The organism is Maribacter sp. 1_MG-2023 (assembly GCF_030547005.1).
Taxonomy (GTDB): Bacteria; Bacteroidota; Bacteroidia; order Flavobacteriales; family Flavobacteriaceae; genus Maribacter.
This window is the reverse complement of sequence record NZ_JAUOPN010000007.1, coordinates 86,656-107,867: the sequence shown is the minus strand read 5'-3', so window position 1 is coordinate 107,867 and position 21,212 is coordinate 86,656. Positions and strand designations below refer to the sequence as shown.

At 33.8% G+C, this 21,212-nt stretch carries 21 protein-coding genes; 16 read left to right on the top strand and 5 right to left on the bottom strand.

Going from position 1 to position 21,212, the window contains the following annotated elements:
• The first annotated feature begins 108 nt into the window (after positions 1–108).
• The 4 genes from Q4500_RS09955 (at position 109) to Q4500_RS09940 (ending at position 3,957) form a co-directional block, all read left to right on the top strand.
• Complete coding sequence (locus Q4500_RS09955; protein WP_303599523.1) at positions 109–285, top strand: hypothetical protein; 177 nt, start codon at positions 109–111, stop codon at positions 283–285.
• 92 nt (positions 286–377) lie between these two features.
• Positions 378–2,453: a tetratricopeptide repeat-containing sensor histidine kinase gene (locus Q4500_RS09950; protein WP_303599522.1), complete on the top strand. Its 2,076-nt coding sequence runs from the start codon at positions 378–380 to the stop codon at positions 2,451–2,453.
• 39 nt (positions 2,454–2,492) lie between these two features.
• Positions 2,493–3,161 (top strand): histidine kinase, encoded by a 669-nt coding sequence (locus Q4500_RS09945; RefSeq protein WP_299317514.1) that lies wholly within the window; start codon positions 2,493–2,495, stop codon positions 3,159–3,161.
• A gap of 157 nt (positions 3,162–3,318) precedes the next feature.
• Complete coding sequence (locus Q4500_RS09940) at positions 3,319–3,957, top strand: hypothetical protein (RefSeq protein ID WP_303599521.1); 639 nt, start codon at positions 3,319–3,321, stop codon at positions 3,955–3,957.
• A 28-nt stretch (positions 3,958–3,985) separates the two neighbouring features.
• Here Q4500_RS09940 and glyA read toward each other — a convergent pair whose 3' ends face one another.
• Complete coding sequence (glyA, locus tag Q4500_RS09935) at positions 3,986–5,260, bottom strand: serine hydroxymethyltransferase (protein ID WP_303599520.1); 1,275 nt, start codon at positions 5,258–5,260, stop codon at positions 3,986–3,988.
• A gap of 247 nt (positions 5,261–5,507) precedes the next feature.
• Between glyA and Q4500_RS09930 the strand changes: the two genes are divergently transcribed.
• Positions 5,508–6,692: a hypothetical protein gene (locus tag Q4500_RS09930; protein WP_303599519.1), complete on the top strand. Its 1,185-nt coding sequence runs from the start codon at positions 5,508–5,510 to the stop codon at positions 6,690–6,692.
• 29 nt (positions 6,693–6,721) lie between these two features.
• Here Q4500_RS09930 and ytxJ read toward each other — a convergent pair whose 3' ends face one another.
• A complete protein-coding gene (ytxJ, locus tag Q4500_RS09925; RefSeq protein ID WP_303599518.1) occupies positions 6,722–7,117 on the bottom strand; it encodes a bacillithiol system redox-active protein YtxJ in 396 nt (131 codons plus the stop codon).
• A 158-nt stretch (positions 7,118–7,275) separates the two neighbouring features.
• On the opposite strand from ytxJ, the gene clpB reads away from it, so the two are divergent.
• A complete protein-coding gene (gene clpB, locus Q4500_RS09920; protein WP_299799907.1) occupies positions 7,276–9,876 on the top strand; it encodes an ATP-dependent chaperone ClpB in 2,601 nt (866 codons plus the stop codon).
• A 111-nt stretch (positions 9,877–9,987) separates the two neighbouring features.
• Complete coding sequence (locus Q4500_RS09915; protein WP_303599517.1) at positions 9,988–10,581, top strand: TetR/AcrR family transcriptional regulator; 594 nt, start codon at positions 9,988–9,990, stop codon at positions 10,579–10,581.
• Positions 10,582–10,646: 65 nt separating this feature from the next.
• On the opposite strand, the gene Q4500_RS09910 is transcribed toward Q4500_RS09915, so the two are convergent.
• Positions 10,647–12,284, bottom strand: a complete 1,638-nt coding sequence (locus Q4500_RS09910) for a PorP/SprF family type IX secretion system membrane protein (protein ID WP_303599516.1) — start codon at positions 12,282–12,284, stop codon at positions 10,647–10,649.
• 84 nt (positions 12,285–12,368) lie between these two features.
• On the opposite strand from Q4500_RS09910, the gene Q4500_RS09905 reads away from it, so the two are divergent.
• Entirely contained in the window at positions 12,369–12,911 is a 543-nt protein-coding gene (locus Q4500_RS09905; protein WP_299317526.1) for a histidine phosphatase family protein, read from the top strand.
• Positions 12,912–12,991: 80 nt separating this feature from the next.
• Positions 12,992–13,453: an SsrA-binding protein SmpB gene (gene smpB / locus Q4500_RS09900; protein WP_299799910.1), complete on the top strand. Its 462-nt coding sequence runs from the start codon at positions 12,992–12,994 to the stop codon at positions 13,451–13,453.
• Here smpB and Q4500_RS09895 read toward each other — a convergent pair.
• Complete coding sequence (locus Q4500_RS09895; protein WP_303599515.1) at positions 13,450–14,091, bottom strand: protein-L-isoaspartate(D-aspartate) O-methyltransferase; 642 nt, start codon at positions 14,089–14,091, stop codon at positions 13,450–13,452. The two genes, smpB and Q4500_RS09895, sit on opposite strands and share 4 nt — an antisense overlap.
• A gap of 146 nt (positions 14,092–14,237) precedes the next feature.
• Between Q4500_RS09895 and Q4500_RS09890 the strand changes: the two genes are divergently transcribed.
• The 7 genes from Q4500_RS09890 to Q4500_RS09860 are packed head-to-tail and all read left to right on the top strand — an operon-like array spanning position 14,238 to position 20,440.
• Positions 14,238–15,212: a Gfo/Idh/MocA family protein gene (locus Q4500_RS09890; RefSeq protein ID WP_303599514.1), complete on the top strand. Its 975-nt coding sequence runs from the start codon at positions 14,238–14,240 to the stop codon at positions 15,210–15,212.
• The gene (locus Q4500_RS09885; RefSeq protein WP_303599513.1) at positions 15,209–16,099 is read left to right on the top strand and encodes a 3-hydroxybutyryl-CoA dehydrogenase; all 891 of its coding nucleotides are present in this window, start codon (positions 15,209–15,211) and stop codon (positions 16,097–16,099) included. Before Q4500_RS09890 ends, Q4500_RS09885 begins: the two co-directional genes overlap by 4 nt.
• Before the next feature lie 23 nt (positions 16,100–16,122).
• Complete coding sequence (locus Q4500_RS09880; protein ID WP_303599512.1) at positions 16,123–16,776, top strand: YggS family pyridoxal phosphate-dependent enzyme; 654 nt, start codon at positions 16,123–16,125, stop codon at positions 16,774–16,776.
• Positions 16,777–16,816: 40 nt separating this feature from the next.
• Entirely contained in the window at positions 16,817–18,184 is a 1,368-nt protein-coding gene (locus Q4500_RS09875; RefSeq protein ID WP_303599511.1) for an exonuclease domain-containing protein, read from the top strand.
• A 1-nt stretch (position 18,185) separates the two neighbouring features.
• Positions 18,186–19,046 carry an ion transporter gene (locus Q4500_RS09870; RefSeq protein ID WP_073244742.1) on the top strand — a complete coding sequence of 287 codons (861 nt, stop codon included), beginning with the start codon at positions 18,186–18,188 and terminating at the stop codon, positions 19,044–19,046.
• Positions 19,039–19,959: a tRNA (adenosine(37)-N6)-dimethylallyltransferase MiaA gene (gene miaA, locus Q4500_RS09865; RefSeq protein ID WP_303599510.1), complete on the top strand. Its 921-nt coding sequence runs from the start codon at positions 19,039–19,041 to the stop codon at positions 19,957–19,959. The genes Q4500_RS09870 and miaA overlap by 8 nt, the downstream gene beginning before the upstream one ends.
• Positions 19,952–20,440, top strand: a complete 489-nt coding sequence (locus Q4500_RS09860; protein WP_303599509.1) for a gluconokinase — start codon at positions 19,952–19,954, stop codon at positions 20,438–20,440. The genes miaA and Q4500_RS09860 overlap by 8 nt, the downstream gene beginning before the upstream one ends.
• Before the next feature lie 53 nt (positions 20,441–20,493).
• On the opposite strand, the gene Q4500_RS09855 is transcribed toward Q4500_RS09860, so the two are convergent.
• Positions 20,494–21,207: a response regulator transcription factor gene (locus tag Q4500_RS09855; protein WP_299799918.1), complete on the bottom strand. Its 714-nt coding sequence runs from the start codon at positions 21,205–21,207 to the stop codon at positions 20,494–20,496.
• Between the last annotated feature and the right edge of the window lie 5 nt (positions 21,208–21,212).

Below are 21,212 nucleotides of genomic sequence, written 5' to 3'. Positions count from 1 at the left end.
AACAGAATCAGGTCATCTACTTAAGACTAAAAATTTTGCCTTCGTTGCTCAACGAACGGTATTACTTTGGCTGTATCATAAACAAAACCCCTAAAAAACAGAAACAGTATGAAAAAAGTTACAAGTATTTTAGCAGTTGCAATAATGACTATAGGTATGGCAACATCAATTATTCAGAACACAGCTAGTGAATTTGACTTCATGAACGACATTTCAAAAGCTTTAACTTGTAATGATTGTTCTGTACCACCAGATGATAGAAGACCACCAAAAACGATTGCATAATTAAAATTTGTAAAAACAAAAATAGCCTTTAACAACCATGTTAAAGGCTATTTTTTTATACCTTGGTTTTTAATCCTTATAAATCATTTTTTTTGAACAAGTCTTATTTTTACATAATAATACTCTTTTTACATTTTCTTGGTTGTTCAAAAACAAAACCTGAAAAGGTAATACAAGAAACACAAACCACTAACGACAGTATCTCAGTCTGGGAATCTGAAAGCAATGCTCCCGAGATAACAGAAGAAGATAAATTACCCCTACAATTAAAAGCTTTTAATCTTGCAAAAAATGCTGGTAATGATTCCCTAAAAGCCATATACTTCTCAAATCTTTCTTACAACATCGATTTTATAACTGACAGTTTATTATACCGGAAAGCAAATAAACAAGCCATTTTACTTAATAAGCGCATTAAAGATTCATCTGCTCTTGGTAATGCCTACTGGGACTTGGCATATTTTTTTAATAAATATAGTGTTAAGGATAGTGCCTTTTACAATTATTCAGAAGCACTAGATATTTTCAATGCCATTGATGACAAACGAAACATTGGAGAAATGTATTTGCGCATGGCCACTATTCAAATGAAAATCAAAGATTATATAGGCAGCGAAGCAAACACCGTAAAAGCTATAGAAAAATTCAAATCGATTGAAAACAACAAAAAACTATCTGATTGCTATAACCTTTTAGGTATCGTTTTGAACGATTTAGAAGAATATGATAAATCACTTTCGTATTACAAAGAATCATTATTTTATTTAAAAAAGACGCCCAATTCCAATACTAGTGAAGCCAGGCTTATTAATAATATTGGAGTAACCTATAGGAACAACGAACAGTACCTGCTAGCAATTGAAAATTTTGAAAAAGTTTTAAGCACAAATAACTTATTTGTAAACACCCCCGACCTATACGCCAAGGCATTAAGCAACCTTGCCACTGCGAAATTATATAATAAAGACACTGTAGATGTTGAAAACCTCTTTATTAAAGCAATTGAAATAAAGAAAAAAGAAAATGACCTAGGTAGCTTATCCTCAAGTTTTTACAATTACGCTGAATACGAAGCTTTTACCAAAGACAGCCTTAATGCGATAATTAAAGCCAAAGAATCTGAAAGGTTAGCCTATGCTGGAAATTCAAATGAGCAGCTTTTAAAAACATGGCAATATTTAGCAATTTTAGAAAAAGAAAATGCTACAGACTATTTCAAAAAATTTACTGCACTTAACGACAGTTTACAAAAAGAAGACCGCAAGCAGCAGAATAAATTTGCTAGAATACGTTTTGAAACTGACGAATTCATAGCCGAAAATATAGAGCTAGAAAGCGAGAAAGAAGTACTCTCAAAACAAAAGCAAATGTGGATAGGTATTGCCACCGGGTTCTTTTTACTGGGTCTATCCATATATATCATTATTAATCAAAGAGCTAAAAATCAAAAACTTAGGTTTGATCAGCAACAACAGGCTAACAACCAAGAGATTTTCAACCTCATGTTAACCCAAAAACAAAAAGTCGATGAGGTAAAACGATTAGAGCAAAAACGAATATCAGAAGAACTTCATGACGGTGTGCTCGGCAAAATGCTTGGTGCCCGAATGATATTAACCGGTTTGAATAAGCGCGCTACAGATGAGGCTATTCAAGAAAAATCTAAAGCACTAGGATCCTTACAAGAAATTGAAAATGAAATACGATCTATATCTCATGAGCTAAGCCATAGTGCCTATCAAAAAATAAATAATTTTACAGATTCTGTTGAAACCCTTCTTTCTAACAACAAGAATGCAAACATCAAAACAATCTTTCATTTCAACGAAGATGAAAATTGGGATAGCTTAGCTGGCGATATTAAAATTAATGTGTACCGAATAATACAAGAAACTTTTCAAAACGCTATTAAACACTCTAAATGCACATACTTCGAAGTCACTTTTTATAGAAATGACGCTCAATTCAATGTTATCATGAGCGATAACGGTATCGGTTATAATATTAATAAAGGCAAAAAAGGAATAGGAATAAGAAACATTACTTCTAGAATAGAAAAACTAAATGGTACCTTTCATTTAGATTCAACTGAAGGACAAGGCACTACCATTTCTTTAAATATTCCTGTTAAAGTTGATATTAAAAAAACAAGTAATAATAATACCTAATATAAATACGTTTAGTAAATTACAATAGAATCGTAAATTATGAACACTGTACGAATTTTAACGGTAGATGACCACGAAATGACTGCTCTTGGATATAAATATATTCTTGAGGATTCTGAATTTACCGACTTTAATGTTAAGGTAGAAATTGCTACCAGTTTCGAAAAAGGAAAAACTAAAATTGAAACTTCAAAGCGCGCTGTACCTTACGACATTATTCTATTAGATATTCAACTATTCTCACCACAATCTAAAGACCCTAGAACAGGTATTGATTTAGGCATTGTAGCGAGAAATGAAGTACCTAATTCAAAGGTGGTATTCATGTCTTCTTACAGTGACAATTACAGAATAAACAACATTTTTAAAACTGTAAATCCTGATGGGTATATGGTTAAATCTGAAATAGACGAAATGTCACTTAAAACAATGGTCGAGACCATTGTTAACGAATCTCCTTATTACACTGCTAGCGCCCTATCTGCAATACGTCGCAGAATGTCAACCAACATTGTTATTGATGAACAAGATCAAAAGATTCTTTACCACCTATCTCAAGGCATACACACTAGAGACATTGCTCCATTAATTGGTTCTGCAAACACTACTGTAGAAGCTAGAAAACGACAACTAAAAGCCTTATTCGACGTTAAAAATGGTAATGACCTTGCCTTGATAAATGAAGCAAAAACACGAGGCTTTTTATAAACAACACTTTGAATTACAATTTACTGATTATCAAATGTTTACAACTTTTAAGTTCATTTTATCATAATATCCTCCGAAATTCTAAGGTTTTCCTAAGTGAAATTGCAGAGTTAGAAAAGTATCTTTATGTAAAAGAATGCTATAAATTTCTACCTTTATGCCGTTTAACTACGAAAACTTTATTAATAATTCCAAACTAGAATACACTAAAGAAATTTCTGGTATCGATGAATTTCTAAGTGCTATTGGCTTTCATTACTTCTCTAATGTAAAGCTTAACAACAAGCATATCACCTTTAATTCTATTAGTTTAGTTTTAGAAGTTTCATGCAATTTAGATTTACTTGAACTACTTGCCCACTTTAATACAGGTAGATGGGGTCATAGTGGAAAAGAAGATTCACCCTTACATATAGCTTTAGAGACTCTTGATATTAAAAATCAATACAACATTGATATTGAAGAATTTACACTATTCTTAAACGACACTAGTATTGTTATAAAAAGAATTTATGATAGGAGTATATCAACGCAATTAAATGATATTTTAAAACAAATAGCATTTAATTATGTGTTTTTAACGAGGGGACTTACTCAAAAACCTTACGAAATATTTGTTCCCATATTCGAAGATTATATCGAGAATATTGAAGCAGATGATGAGCAATTAAATATGGCTCCAAAATCTTATTCAGAATTTTGGGGAATTTACTTAGATAAAGATGATGAAGCTTCTATTTACGACGTAAATAAGAATACTTATGTTAGTGGTGATTTAGAGTTTTTATCTGAATAAAAACTCTAAATCAATTACTAACTTTTAATTATGCATTAAATATTGGTCTTGTATTCATCATTGCATTAACCTTCCCTTTCACTTCCTTTATAATAGTTTCATTTTCAGGATTTGTAATTACCTGATCAATAAAATCTACTACTTTTTCCATATCGCTTTCAATCAGACCTCTTGTAGTTATTGCTGCTGTTCCAAAACGAATACCAGAAGTTACAAATGGCGATTTGTCATCAAATGGCACCATATTTTTATTAGCAGTAATATCTGCTAAAACCAATGCTTTCTCAGCATCTTTACCTGAAATATCTTTATTTCTTAGATCTATCAGCATCATGTGATTATCTGTACCATCAGAAATGATATTATAACCTCGTTTCACAAAAGATTTAGCCATGGCATCGGCATTTGTTTTTACTTGAGCTATATACGTTGCGTATGACTCTGTTAACGCTTCACCAAAGGCGATTGCCTTACCAGCGATAACATGCTCTAATGGACCACCTTGATTTCCTGGAAAAACAGCTAAATCTAATAAAGCAGACATTTTTCTAAGATTTCCATTTTTAAGTTTGATACCAAAAGGATTTTCAAAATCAGTTCCCATCAATATCAATCCACCTCTTGGACCTCTTAATGTTTTATGTGTCGTTGTTGTTACAATATGACAATGAGGAATTGGATTATTTAAAAGCCCCTTCGCAATTAATCCTGCAGGGTGAGAAATATCTGCTAATAAAATAGCATTCACACTATCTGCAATCTTACGAAAACGCTCAAAATCCATATCTCTAGAATATGCAGAAGCTCCGGCTATAATAAGCTTTGGCTGTTCTTTTGTAGCTACTTCTTGAATTTTATCATAATCTAACCTTCCAGTTTCTTTATCTACCCCGTAAAATACAGGATTATATAATCTACCTGAAAAATTAACAGGCGAACCATGTGTTAGGTGACCACCATGAGATAAATCGAATCCTAAAATTTTATCACCTGGCTGTAAACATGCGTGATATACCGCTGCATTAGCTTGAGAACCAGAATGAGGCTGCACATTTGCATATGCCGCTCCAAATAGCTCTTTTGCCCTATCAATAGCCAATTGCTCTACTTTATCTACTACTTCGCAACCGCCGTAATATCTTTTACCAGGATACCCTTCAGCATACTTATTTGTAAGTACTGAGCCTTGAGCTTCCATTACCTGAGGACTAGTAAAATTCTCAGAGGCAATTAATTCAATGCCATTGATTTGACGTTGTCTCTCTTCTTCAATTAAATTAAAAATAGTGGTGTCGCGTTGCATGATGATATTTCTTTTAAATAAGTTGCAAAAATACAAATAGCGTATCTATTGAAATGCAAAAAAGAGTACAAACACATAACTTATTTATTAAAATAAGTTAATAACTATACTGCTATATCTTATCAAATAAATTATAAATTAATGCATCTCACCGAAAATATACTATTCCTTATCCTATTACGTTTAATAATAACTCTTTTATGGCACGGCTGTTGAATAGTTATTAAAAATCAATAAAATAATAGACATGAAAAAATTTCTACTATTTAGTTTTATCGGCCTACTACTTTCTTGCAGTGGTGTCAAAAAAACACAGGAGGCTCTGAACTCTGGTAATTACGAGACTGCAATTAATAAAGCAGTAATGAATATCGCAGAAAATAAGACCAAAAAAAGTAATCAGCAATATATAGTTCTTCTTGAAGAAGGGTATAAAAAAAATACCGAAAGAGAGCTGCAACATTTAAAATTCCTTAAAAAGGATGGTAATGCTGCAAACTATGAAGAGATTTTTAATGCCTACAGTAGATTAAAATCAATTCAAGAGCGAATTCGCCCTTTACTTCCGTTACAAATTCAAGATGAAGGCAGAAGAGCGCAATTCAGCTTTAAGAATTATGATGATGATATCATTGCCGCAAAATCCAAATTATCTGAGTTTTTATACAACAAGGCAAATACACTTTTAACTGACGCTAACTATAAAGCTGATTTTAGAAATGCGTACAATGATTTAAATTATTTACAGGAAATAAATCCGAATTATAAGGATGTTATTTCGAAAATAGATGAAGCATATCAAAAAGGCTTAGATTATGTAATTGTTGATATGACAAACAATACAAATCAGATTATTCCAAAAAGGTTAGAAGATGAGCTTTTAAACTTGAATACATACGGACTGAACTCTAACTGGACGGAATACCATACGAACAGAATACAAAATCAAGTGTATGATTATCAAATGGAAGTTTCTTTTCAAGATATAAACATCTCTCCTGAACAAATTAGGGAGAAACAAATTAGCAAGGAAAGACAAATTAAAGATGGTTATACTTTTGTAGAAGACCGCAATGGCAATGTAGTTTCTGACAGTTTAGGCAATAGCATTAAAGTTGACAAATTTAAAACGATACGTTGTAATTTTTACCAGTTTACACAGTTTAAAAGTGCACAGGTAACTGGTGTCGTAAATTTTATAGATTTAAAGAAACAACAAAAAATAAATCAATATCCTTTAACTAGTCAATTCATATTCGAACATATTTATGCTAATTACGATGGCGATAAAAGAGCGTTGGACAATGACCTGGTTTCTCTTTTACAACTCGCAAGAGTACCATTCCCCAGCAATGAACAAATGGTTTATGATGCCGGTGAAGATTTAAAGAATAATCTTAAAAATATATTGAACAATCAAAGTTTCAATTAAAAAAGAGCCCCGTAATTCCGGGGCTTTTTTTATATGTATTGTTCTAGCTTAATATTAGATATTGCATTGTGCGAATCATGCACTACCACTACCCCGTTCTTTACTATTAATAGCTGAGGAGATTGATGCATTACACCAAACTCATCAGCAACGGCATTAGAAACATCTCTATTCGCCAACAAATCTAAAAAGTAAAGATCCATTTGTCCGTCTTCTAGCCCGTAACTACTTTTGAACATATTCAGTACCATTCTACTAATTCCGCAAGATGTGGAATGTTTGAATATGAGCTGCGGCTTACTACTAGACACTTCTTTGATATCACTTAACTGAGCCACAGAGTTCAGAGGTATCCACGGTATGCCTGATGATTTTTTTTCATCACCACCGCTAGAACCTCCAAATAAACCACCAAATATTCCCATAAAATTCTTAATTTGATATTATCATTTCAACATATCTAAGCTGACTAATTGTCAGTCTATTTTTTAATTTTTCAGCCATTTTGTCCTGAAATCTTAATTGGTAAGATTGTTGAATATTAGCTATCAAAAGTATTACAATTAACTAAAACCTAAAGAATATGAATATAAATAATTTCACAATAAAATCACAGGAGGCTATTCAACAAGCCCAGCTGATTGCCCAAAATAACGGACATCAGCAAATTGAAAACGAACACCTATTTAAAGCCCTTACCGAAGTTGAAGAAAATGTAATGCCCTTTTTAATTAAAAAGCTTGGGATTAATTTTTCACTAGTTCAACAAATTTTAGAAAAAGAACTTTTAAGCTTTCCTAAAGTTGAAGGCGGTGACTTACAATTTTCTAGAGAAGCCAGTAAGACTTTAAATGAAGCCAGTATCATCGCCAAAAAAATGGAAGATGAATATGTTTCTATAGAGCATCTATTTTTAGCCATCTTAAAATCTAAAAGTAAGATATCCCAAATCTTAAAAGATCAAGGAGCAACTGAGAAAGATTTAATGGCTGCAATAGATGAATTGCGTAATGGCGACAAGGTTACTTCACAAAGTGCTGAAGACAACTATAACTCACTTAATAAATACGCTAAAAACCTTAATGAATTAGCAGATAGCGGTAAACTAGATCCCGTAATTGGGCGTGACGAAGAAATACGTAGAATTTTACAAATTTTATCAAGACGTACTAAAAACAATCCTATTCTAGTAGGTGAACCTGGCGTGGGTAAAACCGCTATAGTTGAGGGTTTAGCACATAGAATTATTCAGGGAGATATTCCTGAAAACCTAAAGGATAAAGTAATTTACTCTTTAGATATGGGAGCTTTAATTGCTGGTGCCAAGTACAAAGGTGAATTTGAAGAACGACTAAAAGCTGTTATAAAAGAAGTTGTTAGTGCCGATGGTAATATCATCTTATTCATTGACGAGATACACACGCTTGTTGGTGCAGGCGGCGGACAAGGCGCTATGGATGCCGCTAATATTTTAAAACCAGCACTTGCAAGAGGCGAGTTAAGATCTATTGGTGCAACTACTTTAGATGAATATCAAAAGTATTTCGAAAAAGACAAAGCTCTTGAAAGAAGATTTCAAAAGGTGGTTGTAGACCAGCCAGATACTGAAAGTGCTATTTCCATCCTTAGAGGTATAAAAGAAAAGTATGAAGCTCATCATAAAGTACGTATTAAAGATGAGGCGGTTATTGCTGCTGTTGAATTATCACAACGGTATATAACCAATAGATTCTTGCCAGACAAAGCTATTGACCTTATGGACGAGGCTGCATCTAAACTTAGAATGGAAATTAATTCTAAACCAGAAGAGCTTGATGTGCTTGATCGTAAAATAATGCAGATCGAAATTGAAATCGAAGCGATTAAACGTGAAGATGATAAGCAAAAACTTAAGGTATTAAATCTAGATTTAGCCAACATAAAAGAAGAGCGAAATGAAATTTTTGCACAATGGGAAAGTGAAAAATCTGTAGTTGATAATATTCAACAGACAAAACTCGACATTGAAAATTTTAAAGCTGAAGCTGAACGCGCTGAACGAAATGGCGACTATGGCAAAGTAGCAGAAATTAGATACGGTAAAATTAAAGAAGCGCAAGAGAGTTTAACGAAGCTACAAGATGACTTAGCAGAGCAACAACATGCGGGTACTTTAATAAAAGAGGAAGTTACTAGTGATGATATCGCAGAAGTAGTTGCAAAATGGACAGGCATACCTGTTACTAAAATGTTGCAAAGTGAACGCGAAAAGCTATTGAAACTTGAAGAAGTTTTACACAAACGCGTGGTAGGTCAAGAAGAAGCTATTGAAGCAGTTTCTGATGCTATACGTAGAAGTAGAGCCGGACTCCAAGATTCTAAAAAACCTATTGGTTCGTTTCTTTTCTTAGGAACTACCGGTGTCGGTAAAACTGAGCTTGCTAAAACCTTGGCGTCGTACTTATTCGATGATGAGAATGCCATGACAAGAATAGACATGAGCGAATATCAAGAAAGACATTCGGTTAGTAGACTTGTAGGTGCACCTCCAGGATATGTAGGTTATGATGAAGGCGGACAATTGACTGAAGCGGTTCGTAGAAGACCTTATTCTGTTGTGCTTTTAGATGAGATCGAAAAAGCGCATCCAGATACTTTCAATATCTTATTACAAGTATTGGACGAAGGTAGATTGACTGATAACAAAGGTCGTGTTGCAGATTTTAAGAATACAATTATTATCATGACAAGTAACATGGGTAGTGACATTATTCAAGAAACATTTGAAAATGCAGTAGATGTTGTTAGTGCAGCTGAGACAGCCAGAGTTGAAGTTCTGGGTCTTTTAAAGAAAACTGTTCGACCTGAGTTTATAAATAGAATCGATGATATTGTAATGTTTACACCTTTGACTAAAGACAACATCAAAGAAATTGTAAGACTACAATTGGAAAGTTTGAAGAAAATGTTAGACAAACAACAAATTACTTTAGACGCTACAGAAGAGGCTATCGATTATTTGGCAGAAAAAGGTTACGACCCTCAATTTGGTGCAAGACCGGTTAAAAGAACTATTCAGAAAGAAGTTCTAAACAATATGTCTAAAGCGTTACTAAGTGGTGAAATTAAAGCTGACAGCGTTGTTTTACTTGACGCCTTTGACAATAGTTTAGTTTTTAGAAATCAAGAGGAAATTACAGTATAATTTTCAAAATTTGTTAGAAAAGCGTTCATATGAAATATATGAGCGCTTTTTTTTATTAACAGTATATACCATACAGTATAGATTATTTATCTTTACATAAAACAGTCTATTATGTCAACCAAAGCCGAAAGAACTACTGCATTTATTATTGAGACTGTCGCACCCGTTTTTAATAAACACGGGTATGTAGGCACAAGTATGAGCGACTTAACCGATGCAACTAATTTAACCAAAGGTGCGCTATATGGTAATTTCGAAAATAAAGAAGCATTAGCGTTAGCGGCATTTGAATACAACAGAAGCTTACTGTTAACTTCTATCGATGAACATTTAGCAATTGAAGGTAAGGCTATGGCTAAAATTGAGAATCTTATTGAGTTCTATAAAAAGTATGACATATTCACCATGAAAATGGGTGGCTGCCCTATTTTAAACGTTGGTATAGATGCACAACACAATAACAAACTACTTGCTGCCGCCGCAAAGGAAACCATAAAGGATATTGAAGGAAAAATAGCCTTAGTCTTTGAAAACGGAATCAATAAAGGAGAACTTAAACTACCGGTTTCTCCATTACAATTCTCAAAACAATTATTTACGATTATTCAAGGTGCCATTGCAATGGCTACGATTACAAAAGACCGTAAATACCTACTGAATACAGTAACTTATTTAGATGTATTAATTAAGAGAGAATTGAAGTAAACCTTTCTATTAGCCTTTAGCGTATTCTAAACGAATACAAACTAACTAGTTAATAATTAGTTTTACTACTCCCCCGTCACTCTAAATATCCAGATTTTATCAGTGTATTTACCTCCTAACTTGGAGTCTCTAGCTTCTCTAGCATCTTTAATGAAGTTGTATTTAGCTAGATAAACATAATTATATTTATTCTTTTGTCTAAAGAACGATTTGGCATTGATTCCCTTTTTCTGCATATCTGCTAAGAAAGCGTCTAGGTACTTTTTAGTTCCGAATACATTGGCAATTAAGTAATAACCAGGCTCTAGAGAACCTTCTTTCGTTACTTCTTCATACTTTTCACCAGCTCTAACGTTTACAACTTCATTTTTCATTGCCAGGGCTTCACTTTGCGCAATTGAATCTTGTCTTTGTTGTTGCGCCAATGCTACAGCAGCTGCTTCTTTTTTCATAACCGCCGCTATAGAATCTTGTTGCCTTTGCTGTTTTAAAGCATTTGCAGAAGCTAATGCTTGTGCTGACCTTGCATTTTCTACAGAATCTCTTTTTCTTCTGATATCTCTTTTTGATTCTTTTACTACCAAATCAGATTTTCTTGAAGCAAGCTGAATTGAATCTTTTAATCTATTACTTTCAATAAGCGCTAAACGCTCTTGCTTTTTAGACTCCCTTTTAAGCGCTAACTTTTCTGCCTTAGTCAGTTCATTAGACAATACTTCTTTCTCCTCTTGTTTAACAAGGGCATCTTCTTTTTGCTTTTCCTCTTGGGCAATCAATTGTTCTTCGAGTTTTTCTTCAGGTGTTTGAAGCGTACCTAACTTATATGATGTTACCAATTCGAAAGAAGGATCTTGTCCCTTTAAATCTGAACTAGTACCCACTTCAATTAACGCACCAAAAGAGAATCGCTTAAAGAAACGACCTCCAACACCTCCAGAGAATCCGTAAAAACTATTATAACCTGCTTGTGCCCAATATTTATTGGTAGTTAACAATGTAGTCAGCCCGACTTGATTATCCAAACCTGGAATCGTCTTATAATACAACATGGGTCTTAAAACCGAACTATCATCTGTACTTAAAACACTAATCGGAATATCATAACTCACCAAAGCCTGAAGCATTCTATCATCAGGACTAGAGTTACGCTCATTAGAAGTGAAATTATAATCGAATAAGTTCTCAGATACTAAACCAATATTAAATCTATCAATACTTAAATTAACTCCTGGTGCCATTTGCAGAATAAAATCATTCTCCGCAGTAGTCTGTAACGGGTTAGGTATAAAAAAGCGATCATCTGCTAACTTCTGTTGAAAAGCGAATACGTTTAAACCAACACTTAAAACAACACCTTCACTCAATTCTATGGTATGAGCATAGTTTAGAGCTGCTCCGGTATTCAAGAAAATTCCTGTATTGTGCTGAAAAAAACCAACACCAGCAGCAGAAACATCATTAAGTCTTGTTGTGTAATTTAAAAATAACGAGGTTGGGTCACCATCATAAGATTGCCATTGCCATCTAGCCCACAAAGCTACTGAAGAAGGATTATTGCGATCTAAACTATAAGCAGGATTTATCAAGCTCCCGTTATATTCCGTGAGGTTTTGTTGTCTAAAATCAGTAGGCAAAACGACTTCTTGAGCCTTAAGACCTAGAACTACAAATCCAATAAGAAGCGCCCCACAAAAATTTTTCATATGCAAAAAAACAAAAAATAGACTATTTATAGTACTATTTTGAAGTAATTTTAGTTATTAATTTAATACACCAAACATAATTTCATGAAAGCATTCAAAATTGTTCTTTTCATTTTGCTAGCAATCAATCTTTCTTGCAAAGATGAACCAGTAATTGACAAATCCCAAGAAGAAACTTCAATTTCCACATTTTACCTTATAAGACATGCAGAAAAGGACAGAAATAATCCTGATGATGCTGACCCTGAGTTAAACCAAAAAGGACTAGGTAGAGCTATGCATTGGGCAGAAATTCTTGCGGATACAGAATTAAACGCTATTTATTCTACTGACTACAACAGAACCGCAATGACTGCTGCACCAACCTCTGTGAAGCAAAATATCGATGTTCAATATTACGACCCTAGCACGATCGATATTGCTCAATTTAAAACAGACAATTTAAATAACAACGTTTTAGTTGTTGGTCACAGCAACACTACACCTGAGTTTGTTAATAAATTAATTGATGAGCAAAAATATTTTGATATCGACGATAGTGAGAACGGAACTCTATTTATTGTTAAAATAATTAATGGTACGTCTTCTGTAGAAAAACTTATTTTCAATTGTAACTGTCCCGATTAATATTTCCGTCTTTTAATAACACCAGCAATTAGCTTAAAAAGGCTAAGACATTCTTTTAATTGTTCTTACTTTTGCCTAAGATGCAGAATACAATAAACATTAAGAATAAAAGAGCTCGTTTTGAATATGAGCTTTTAGATAAATTTACCGCAGGTATCGTTCTAGCGGGTACCGAGATTAAGGCTATACGAGAAGGTAGAGCTTCTATCTCAGAAAGTTTTTGTGAGTTCAACGATAGAGATGAGCTATTTGTAATTAATATGCAAATAGACGAGTATTCTCATGCATCTCATTTTAACCATAAACCTAAGGCAGAGCGTAAATTACTTCTACAAAGAAGAGAGCTTAAAAAGCTCAGCAAAGAAGTAAATACATCTGGCTTAACCATTGTACCACTTCGTGTATTTGTTAACGAAAGAGGTTTTGCAAAAATGCAGATTGCATTAGCAAAGGGTAAAAAGCTTTACGACAAAAGAGAGTCTATTAAGGACCGTGACAACAAGAGAGATCTTGATCGTATTAAAAAGAATTTTAACGGCTAGTTTTTATTTTCCAACAATGGTACAAATCTAAATGAGCCGTACTCCGTCTTGGAGAATTCTTTTTCTGTGGTTCTAACAAATAATGTCATTATTTGCTCCTCAAAACCAATAGGTATTACTAACCTTCCTCCTACTTTTAATTGAGATAATAATGCTTTTGGTACTGCTGGTGCACCGGCAGTTACGATTATACGATCAAAAGGTGCTTCTTTTGGCAAGCCTTTATAACCATCACCAAATATTACTTGTTTAGGCCTATAACCCATCTTCTTAAAAAAGAGATTCGTTTTCTTGAATAACTCTAACTGCCTTTCAACAGTATACACTTTAACCTTTAGTTTTAAAAGAACGGCAGTTTGATACCCACTACCCGTACCAATTTCCAAAACTTTTTGTCCAGGTTCTATTTCTAGTAATTCCGTTTGAAAAGCAACGGTGTATGGATGCGAAATTGTTTGGTTTGCAGCAATAGGAAACGCTTTGTTTTGATAGGCATGCCCCTCAAAACTACTATCAATAAACAAATGTCTAGGTATCTCTCTAACGGCATCTAGCACTTTTTTATCAGCTATTCCTTTGTCTATCAATACTTGCGCTAAATGGTTGCGCATTCCCCTGTGTTTTAAGGTATCTTTCAATGGTAGTCGGTTTGTCCTTCAAAGTTAACAAAGTTCTTCAAACGACGGAAGAAGCAACGAAAACTAATCTCTATTTTTTATAAAATTGAAATACCGCATAGGATAAAAGTACCTAAGTATGCGTATTTTTGGTAAAAACGAAATAAATGCTAAAAGTTGGTGTTTTAGGAGCTGGGCATCTAGGTAAAATCCACCTTAGACTTCTAAACGAATCTAAAAAGTATGAACTGATAGGGTTTCACGATGCCGATAGTTCAAACGGAGAAAAAGTAAGTTCAGAGTTCGGATATACTTATTTCAAAAACCTCGATGATTTAATTGATGCCGTTGATGTTGTTGATATCGTAACTCCTACACTTTCACATTACGATTGTGCTAAAAAGGCTATTGAAAAAAGTAAGCATATTTTTATTGAAAAACCAATCACCCATACTATAGAAGAAGCTAATTCACTTCTTGCCTTAGAAAAAAAATATGGCGTAAAAGGACAAGTAGGACATGTAGAACGTTTCAACCCTGCTTTTACTTCTGTAAAACACGCTATCAAAGAACCAATGTTCATTGAAGCTCATAGATTGGCTGAATTTAACCCTAGAGGTACAGATGTCCCTGTAGTTTTAGATTTAATGATTCACGATATCGACGCTATTTTAAGTGTTGTAAATTCTGAAGTCATACAGGTTAATGCTAGTGGAGTTTCAGTTATTAGTCAATCACCAGATATTGCAAATGCTAGATTAGAATTTGCAAATGGTTGTGTTGCTAATTTAACAGCTAGTAGAATTTCTTTGAAAAACATGAGAAAATCGCGCTTCTTTCAAAAGGATGCCTATATCTCGGTAGATTTTCTAGAAAAGAAAGTCGAAGTCGTAAAAATGAAAGATGCCCCAGAAGAACCTGGAGATTTCGACATGATTTTACAGAATGCAGAAGGTATTAAAAAGCAGATTTATTTTGAGAATCCATCTATTGAGACCAACAATGCCATTTTAGATGAGCTTGAATCTTTTGCAGAGGCAATAACCAATAATACCACCCCTGTGGTAAGTTTAAAACAAGGTACACAAGCACTAAAAGTTGCTTTACAAATAATTGCCGCATTTAATCCAAAGAAAATATGAATACAATAGCAGTTATAGGTGCAGGTACAATGGGTAATGGTATAGCCCACGTATTTGCTCAAAACGGATTTCAGGTTCACTTAATTGATGTTTCTAAAGAAGCTTTAGATAAAGGTCTTGCTACCATTGCCAAGAATTTGGACAGAATGGTAGCCAAAGAAAAAATAACTATATCTGACAAAGAAAATACACTAGCAAATATCAACTCTTTTACAGAATTGAAAGCAGGTGTATCCAAGGTTGATCTTGCCATTGAAGCTGCCACTGAAAATGTCACCATCAAGTTGAAAATTTTCAAAGAACTAGATGATGTCTGTGATACAAATACCATTTTAGCATCAAACACTTCTTCTATTTCCATAACTCAGATAGCCGCAGCCACTAGTAGACCGAAAAAAGTTATTGGAATGCATTTCATGAATCCTGTTCCGATTATGAAATTAGTAGAGATTATTAGAGGCTATAGCACTTCTAACGAGACTACAACTGCAATTATGGAGCTTTCTAAAAAATTAGGAAAGTCTCCGACCGAGGTAAATGATTACCCTGGTTTCGTAGCAAATAGAATTTTAATGCCCATGATCAATGAGGCAATTGAAACTTTACATCATGGCGTTGCTGGTGTTGAAGAAATTGATACGGTCATGAAATTAGGCATGGCACACCCAATGGGTCCGTTACAATTAGCAGATTTTATAGGCTTAGATGTTTGCCTTTCTATCTTAAATGTAATGCATGATGGATTCAAAAACCCTAAATACGCACCATCACCTCTATTAGTAAATATGGTAATGGCAGGTAAAAAAGGAGTTAAATCTGGTGAAGGATTTTACGATTATTCCGTAAACAGAAAAGCTGAAGTTGTATCAAATCAGTTCACTAAATAAAGTATTCTAGAATTGAAGTTTATATGTCTATAAAAGAAAACCTATTAGCCATTAAAGAAACTATTCCTGATACCGTAACCTTAGTTGCCGTATCCAAAACAAAACCAATGTCATTTATTCAGGAAGCTTATGATGAGGGACAACGTGTTTTTGGAGAGAACAGGGTTCAAGAAATGACAGAAAAGTGGGAGAACCTACCAAAAGATATTGAATGGCATATGATCGGTCATTTGCAGCGCAATAAAGTCAAATACATGGCTGAGTACGTTTCTTTGATTCATGGAGTTGACAGCCCTAGATTATTGGCAGAAATTAATAAACAAGCAGAAAAACATAACCGTACCATCTCATGTTTACTTCAGGTACATATTGCCGAAGAAGACACAAAATTTGGGTTTAATGAAGAAGAATTACTTGAATTGGTAGCCAACGAAGAATTTAAGGCTTACAAAAATGTAAAGATTGTCGGTCTAATGGGCATGGCAACCTTTACCGATAACGCCGATCAGATTCGTAAGGAGTTCAGCGGTTTAAAATCACTTTATACAAAATTCAGTAATAACTATACCGATTTTACTACCCTATCTATGGGTATGAGTGGTGATTATAAAATCGCAATTGAAGAAGGCAGTAACATGGTACGTATAGGAAGTAGTATCTTTGGGTCTAGAAATTAATATCTAAAACATTACTACCCCACAAATTATAATATAATACATGTACGCAATTTTAGATATTGAAACTACTGGAGGAAAATTTAATGAAGAGGGAATCACCGAAATTGCTATTCACAAATTTGATGGACAAAAAGTAGTTGACAAATTCATAAGCTTGGTAAATCCTGAAAGGGATATACAACCATTTGTGGTTAAACTAACGGGCATCAATAGTAAGATGCTTAAAACGGCACCTAAATTTTATGAGGTTGCCAAACGTATTATTGAGATTACGGAAGACACCGTAATCGTTGCCCATAATGCCCAGTTCGATTATAGAATTCTAAGAACCGAATTTAGACGTTTAGGGTATAATTTTGAACGTAAAACCCTTTGTACCGTAGATCTATCTAAATTATTATTACCTGATGCTGAATCATATAGTTTAGGCAAGTTGGTTAGATCTTTGGGCATACCTGTAAGTGATCGTCATAGGGCTAATGGTGATGCCTTGGCAACAATAAAACTTTTTAAACTATTACTTGCCAAAGACTCTGAAAAAATTATCATTAAAGACACTATTAGAAAAGAAACCCAAGGTGAGCTCTCTGAAAAACAATTAGATATCGTAAGAGACCTACCCAATAAAACGGGTGTCTTTTATATGCATAATAAAGATGGTGATATTATTCACCTTAGTAAATCGAGTGATATCAAAAAGAGGGTCAATCAAATCTTCACCAAAACCAACGATAAATCTAGAAAGCTAACCAAAGACACTAAAAAAGTTACTTTTGAACTTACAGGTAATGAACTAGTTGCCATTTTAAAGGAACACGAAGAGCTATTAAAGCTTAGACCTAAATACAGTACCATTCCTAAAAAAAGAATGTATAGTCACGCTATTTGCAAAAGTGTTAATGAAAATGGCTATTTCTCGTTAGAAATTAAACCTTATAGAGAATGTAAAGAGCCTCTAGGACTTTTTAACGGAATATTTAGTGCTAAGAATTATTTATATAAAATTACGAAAGAGTTTGAGCTATGTGAGAAATTAAACGGCATTAGCGAAGCTCGTATTAATTGCTCTGGTTATGACGAAGGTAATTGTAAAGGTGCATGTATAAACAAGGAAGATGTAGCGGAATACAATAAACGTGTTATTGCTGCAACTACTAAAAACAACATTAACGGTAAGAATGTTGTAGTGGTAGATAAAGGTCGAGAAATTGGGGAACAAAGTGCTATTTTAATCAGAAATGGTTCTTTAGTCGGATTTGGATTCTATGATCTCAACTATCAAATCAATAATATTCATATCTTAGAAAGCATAATCACCCCTATGAACGGTACTCGCGATGCTAATTATCTTATTGAATCTTATTTAAGAAAGAAGAGAGTACTTAAAATAGTAGAAATAAACGATTAGTTTGAAGGAAGACGAAAAACTATCACCCTGGAAACGTAAAATTCATGAAATAATTTATGAAGCAGATACTCCTATGGGTAAACTGTTCGATATTATTCTTTTCGTTATTATCATTTTCAGTGTTATTCTTATCATGCTCGAAAGTGTTAAAGCTATTGATGCCGAATATCATGAAATTCTTTTTGTACTGGAATGGATAGTAACCATCTTCTTTACAATTGAATATATTGCTCGTATTATCTCTATCAAAAAGCCAAGTCATTATATATTTAGCTTTTACGGAATCATAGATTTCTTATCTACTATTCCGTTATATATATCTTATATTTTTGCAGGATCTCAAGTCCTTTTAGCCGTTCGAGCATTTAGATTATTACGTGTATTTCGTATTTTAAAACTTGCTCGTTTTCTTGGGGAAGCCTCGCAATTAAAAAGAGCTTTAAAGGCCAGTAGAGCAAAAATTACCGTTTTTCTATTTGCAGTGCTTATTGCATCGGTGATGATGGGAACACTCATGTACTTAATAGAAGGTGATGAAGCCGGTTTCACAAGTATACCCACAAGTATCTACTGGACCATCGTTACACTTACCACCGTAGGTTATGGCGATATTGCACCAATTACCCCACAAGGACAAGCAATTGCCACAATTATTATGCTCTTAGGTTACGGCATAATCGCTGTACCGACAGGTATGGTTACGGCTGAATTTTCAAAACAAAGCAGAGAAGACACTTCTAACTTGAAGGATTCTGGCAGCTATGTTCATATAAACACACAATCCTGTCCAACATGTAGCAAAGAAGGTCATAGAGATGATGCCACCCATTGTTATAATTGCGGATCAATATTAAATGAATAAAATACTTATATCAGTAGTAGGGCCTACAGCCATTGGTAAGACCAAATTGGCAATACTTTTAGCCCAGCATTATAAAACAGAAATTATATCAGCTGATTCTAGACAGTTTTTCAAAGAAATGAATATTGGTACTGCTGTACCTAGTTTAGAAGAACTAGAACAAGCTAATCATCATTTTATACAACACAAAAGCATTACAGAAGAATACACCGTTGGTAATTTTGAAAGGGAAGCTATTCAAAAACTATCCGACCTTTTTAAAATACATGATGTAGTAATTATGGTTGGTGGTAGCGGACTTTATGTAAATGCCATTACTGATGGCTTAAACACCTTCCCTACAATAGATCCATCTATTCGTGAAAAGTTAAATTTAGAACTAGCTGAAGATGGTATAAGACCACTACAAAAGAAACTTAAGCAACTAGATCCTATATATTTTGAAAAGGTAGACATCTATAATCCTCAAAGGGTTATTAGGGCATTAGAAGTTGCTATTGGTAGTGGCAGCCCCTATTCTTCGTTTTTAAACAAACCAAAAGCAGATAGAGAATTTAAAGTTTTATCTGTCGGATTGAAAGCTGAACGCCCGTTAATATATGAGCGCATTAATAAACGTGTAGACTTAATGATCGAAGCCGGACTCTTAGAAGAGGCAAAAGGCTTGTTACCGTACAAAGAGCAAAACGCCTTGCAAACGGTTGGGTACAAAGAGCTTTTTAAGTATTTTGACGGTGAATGGACTTTAGATTTCGCTTTATCTGAGATTAAGAAAAATACCAGAAGATTTGCAAAAAGACAATTGACATGGTTTTTAAGAAATAAAGATACTCAGTGGGTTGAATACGATTACGACCCTAAAACACTATTACCTGAAATTGATAATGATATTGTAAATTTAAAAAATGGTTAAAAAACAAATCTTATTCTTAATGGGTGTTTCAGGTAGTGGAAAATCTACTATTGGTAAGCTACTCGCTGACAAATTACAATTCCCTTTTTTTGACGGCGATAGTTTTCATCCAGAAGCGAACGTAAAAAAAATGAAAGAAGGTCACCCATTAAACGATGATGATCGACAGGGCTGGTTAGAGAAACTCAACGAAGTTGGTATCGAGAATTTATCTACTGGAGCAGTAATTGTATGCTCTTCCCTAAAACAAAAGTATAGAACCAAACTAGGCAAAAACCTAGAGAACAATCATCAATTTGTATATTTAGAAGGTAGTTTTGAGCTTATAAACACTCGATTGAACGAACGAAAGAACCATTACATGCCTTCGGGACTTTTACAATCTCAATTCGATGACCTTGAAACTCCCTTAGATGCTCTTACAGTTTCAATAGATCAATCGCCCGAAAACATTGTAAATGATATTATCGAAAAGTTATAAAAACAAAAAAGCATCCTAATAGGATGCTTTTTTATACTTGTTCTAGTTGAAAATTATTCTCCTTCGGTCTTTACCACCAAACGGAAACCTTCACCGTGAATATTCAATATTTCTACCGTATCATCAACTTTAAGATACTTACGCAATTTAGCAATGTAAACATCCATACTACGAGACGTAAAGTAGTTATCATCTCTCCATATTTTAGTTAAAGCTAATTCTCTTGGCATTAAATCATTTTCATGCAAAGCCAATAGACGTAACAATTCATTCTCTTTAGGAGAAAGCTTAATTGCCTCGGTATCTTTATATTTCAAGAATCTCAATTTAGAATTTAAGTGGAAACCACCTATTGTAAATTCGAATTTCTTGCTATCAGCTAATCCATTAGAAGCTTTTCTTTGAAGAATTGCTTTTAATTTCATCAGTAATACTTCAGAATCAAAAGGCTTGTTCAAATAATCATCTGCACCAGCTTTATATCCTTTAAGAACATCTTCCTTCATTGTTTTTGCCGTCAAAAAAACAATTGGAACATTCTCATTCTTCTCACGTATTTCTTTCGCTAATGTGAAACCGTCCTTGTAAGGCATCATAACATCTAAAATACAGATATCATAATTATCTTTTTTGAACTTCTCAAAACCTTCCATTCCATTCTTCGCCAAAACGACATCGAAGTCATTCATTGACAAATAATCCTTCAATACAATCCCAAAATTCGGGTCATCCTCTACTAAAAGTATTTTCTTGTTTATTGTTTCCATATATT

Coding starts and splice junctions, on each gene's coding strand:
- Q4500_RS09955 (WP_303599523.1), top strand. CDS start 109: ATGAAAAAAGTTACAAGTATTTTAGCAGTTGCAATAATGACTATAGGT.
- Q4500_RS09945 (WP_299317514.1), top strand. CDS start 2,493: ATGAACACTGTACGAATTTTAACGGTAGATGACCACGAAATGACTGCT.
- Q4500_RS09940 (WP_303599521.1), top strand. CDS start 3,319: ATGCCGTTTAACTACGAAAACTTTATTAATAATTCCAAACTAGAATAC.
- glyA (WP_303599520.1), bottom strand. CDS start 5,260: ATGCAACGCGACACCACTATTTTTAATTTAATTGAAGAAGAGAGACAA.
- Q4500_RS09930 (WP_303599519.1), top strand. CDS start 5,508: ATGAAAAAATTTCTACTATTTAGTTTTATCGGCCTACTACTTTCTTGC.
- ytxJ (WP_303599518.1), bottom strand. CDS start 7,117: ATGGGAATATTTGGTGGTTTATTTGGAGGTTCTAGCGGTGGTGATGAA.
- clpB (WP_299799907.1), top strand. CDS start 7,276: ATGAATATAAATAATTTCACAATAAAATCACAGGAGGCTATTCAACAA.
- Q4500_RS09915 (WP_303599517.1), top strand. CDS start 9,988: ATGTCAACCAAAGCCGAAAGAACTACTGCATTTATTATTGAGACTGTC.
- Q4500_RS09910 (WP_303599516.1), bottom strand. CDS start 12,284: ATGAAAAATTTTTGTGGGGCGCTTCTTATTGGATTTGTAGTTCTAGGT.
- Q4500_RS09905 (WP_299317526.1), top strand. CDS start 12,369: ATGAAAGCATTCAAAATTGTTCTTTTCATTTTGCTAGCAATCAATCTT.
- smpB (WP_299799910.1), top strand. CDS start 12,992: ATGCAGAATACAATAAACATTAAGAATAAAAGAGCTCGTTTTGAATAT.
- Q4500_RS09890 (WP_303599514.1), top strand. CDS start 14,238: ATGCTAAAAGTTGGTGTTTTAGGAGCTGGGCATCTAGGTAAAATCCAC.
- Q4500_RS09885 (WP_303599513.1), top strand. CDS start 15,209: ATGAATACAATAGCAGTTATAGGTGCAGGTACAATGGGTAATGGTATA.
- Q4500_RS09880 (WP_303599512.1), top strand. CDS start 16,123: ATGTCTATAAAAGAAAACCTATTAGCCATTAAAGAAACTATTCCTGAT.
- Q4500_RS09875 (WP_303599511.1), top strand. CDS start 16,817: ATGTACGCAATTTTAGATATTGAAACTACTGGAGGAAAATTTAATGAA.
- miaA (WP_303599510.1), top strand. CDS start 19,039: ATGAATAAAATACTTATATCAGTAGTAGGGCCTACAGCCATTGGTAAG.
- Q4500_RS09860 (WP_303599509.1), top strand. CDS start 19,952: ATGGTTAAAAAACAAATCTTATTCTTAATGGGTGTTTCAGGTAGTGGA.
- Q4500_RS09855 (WP_299799918.1), bottom strand. CDS start 21,207: ATGGAAACAATAAACAAGAAAATACTTTTAGTAGAGGATGACCCGAAT.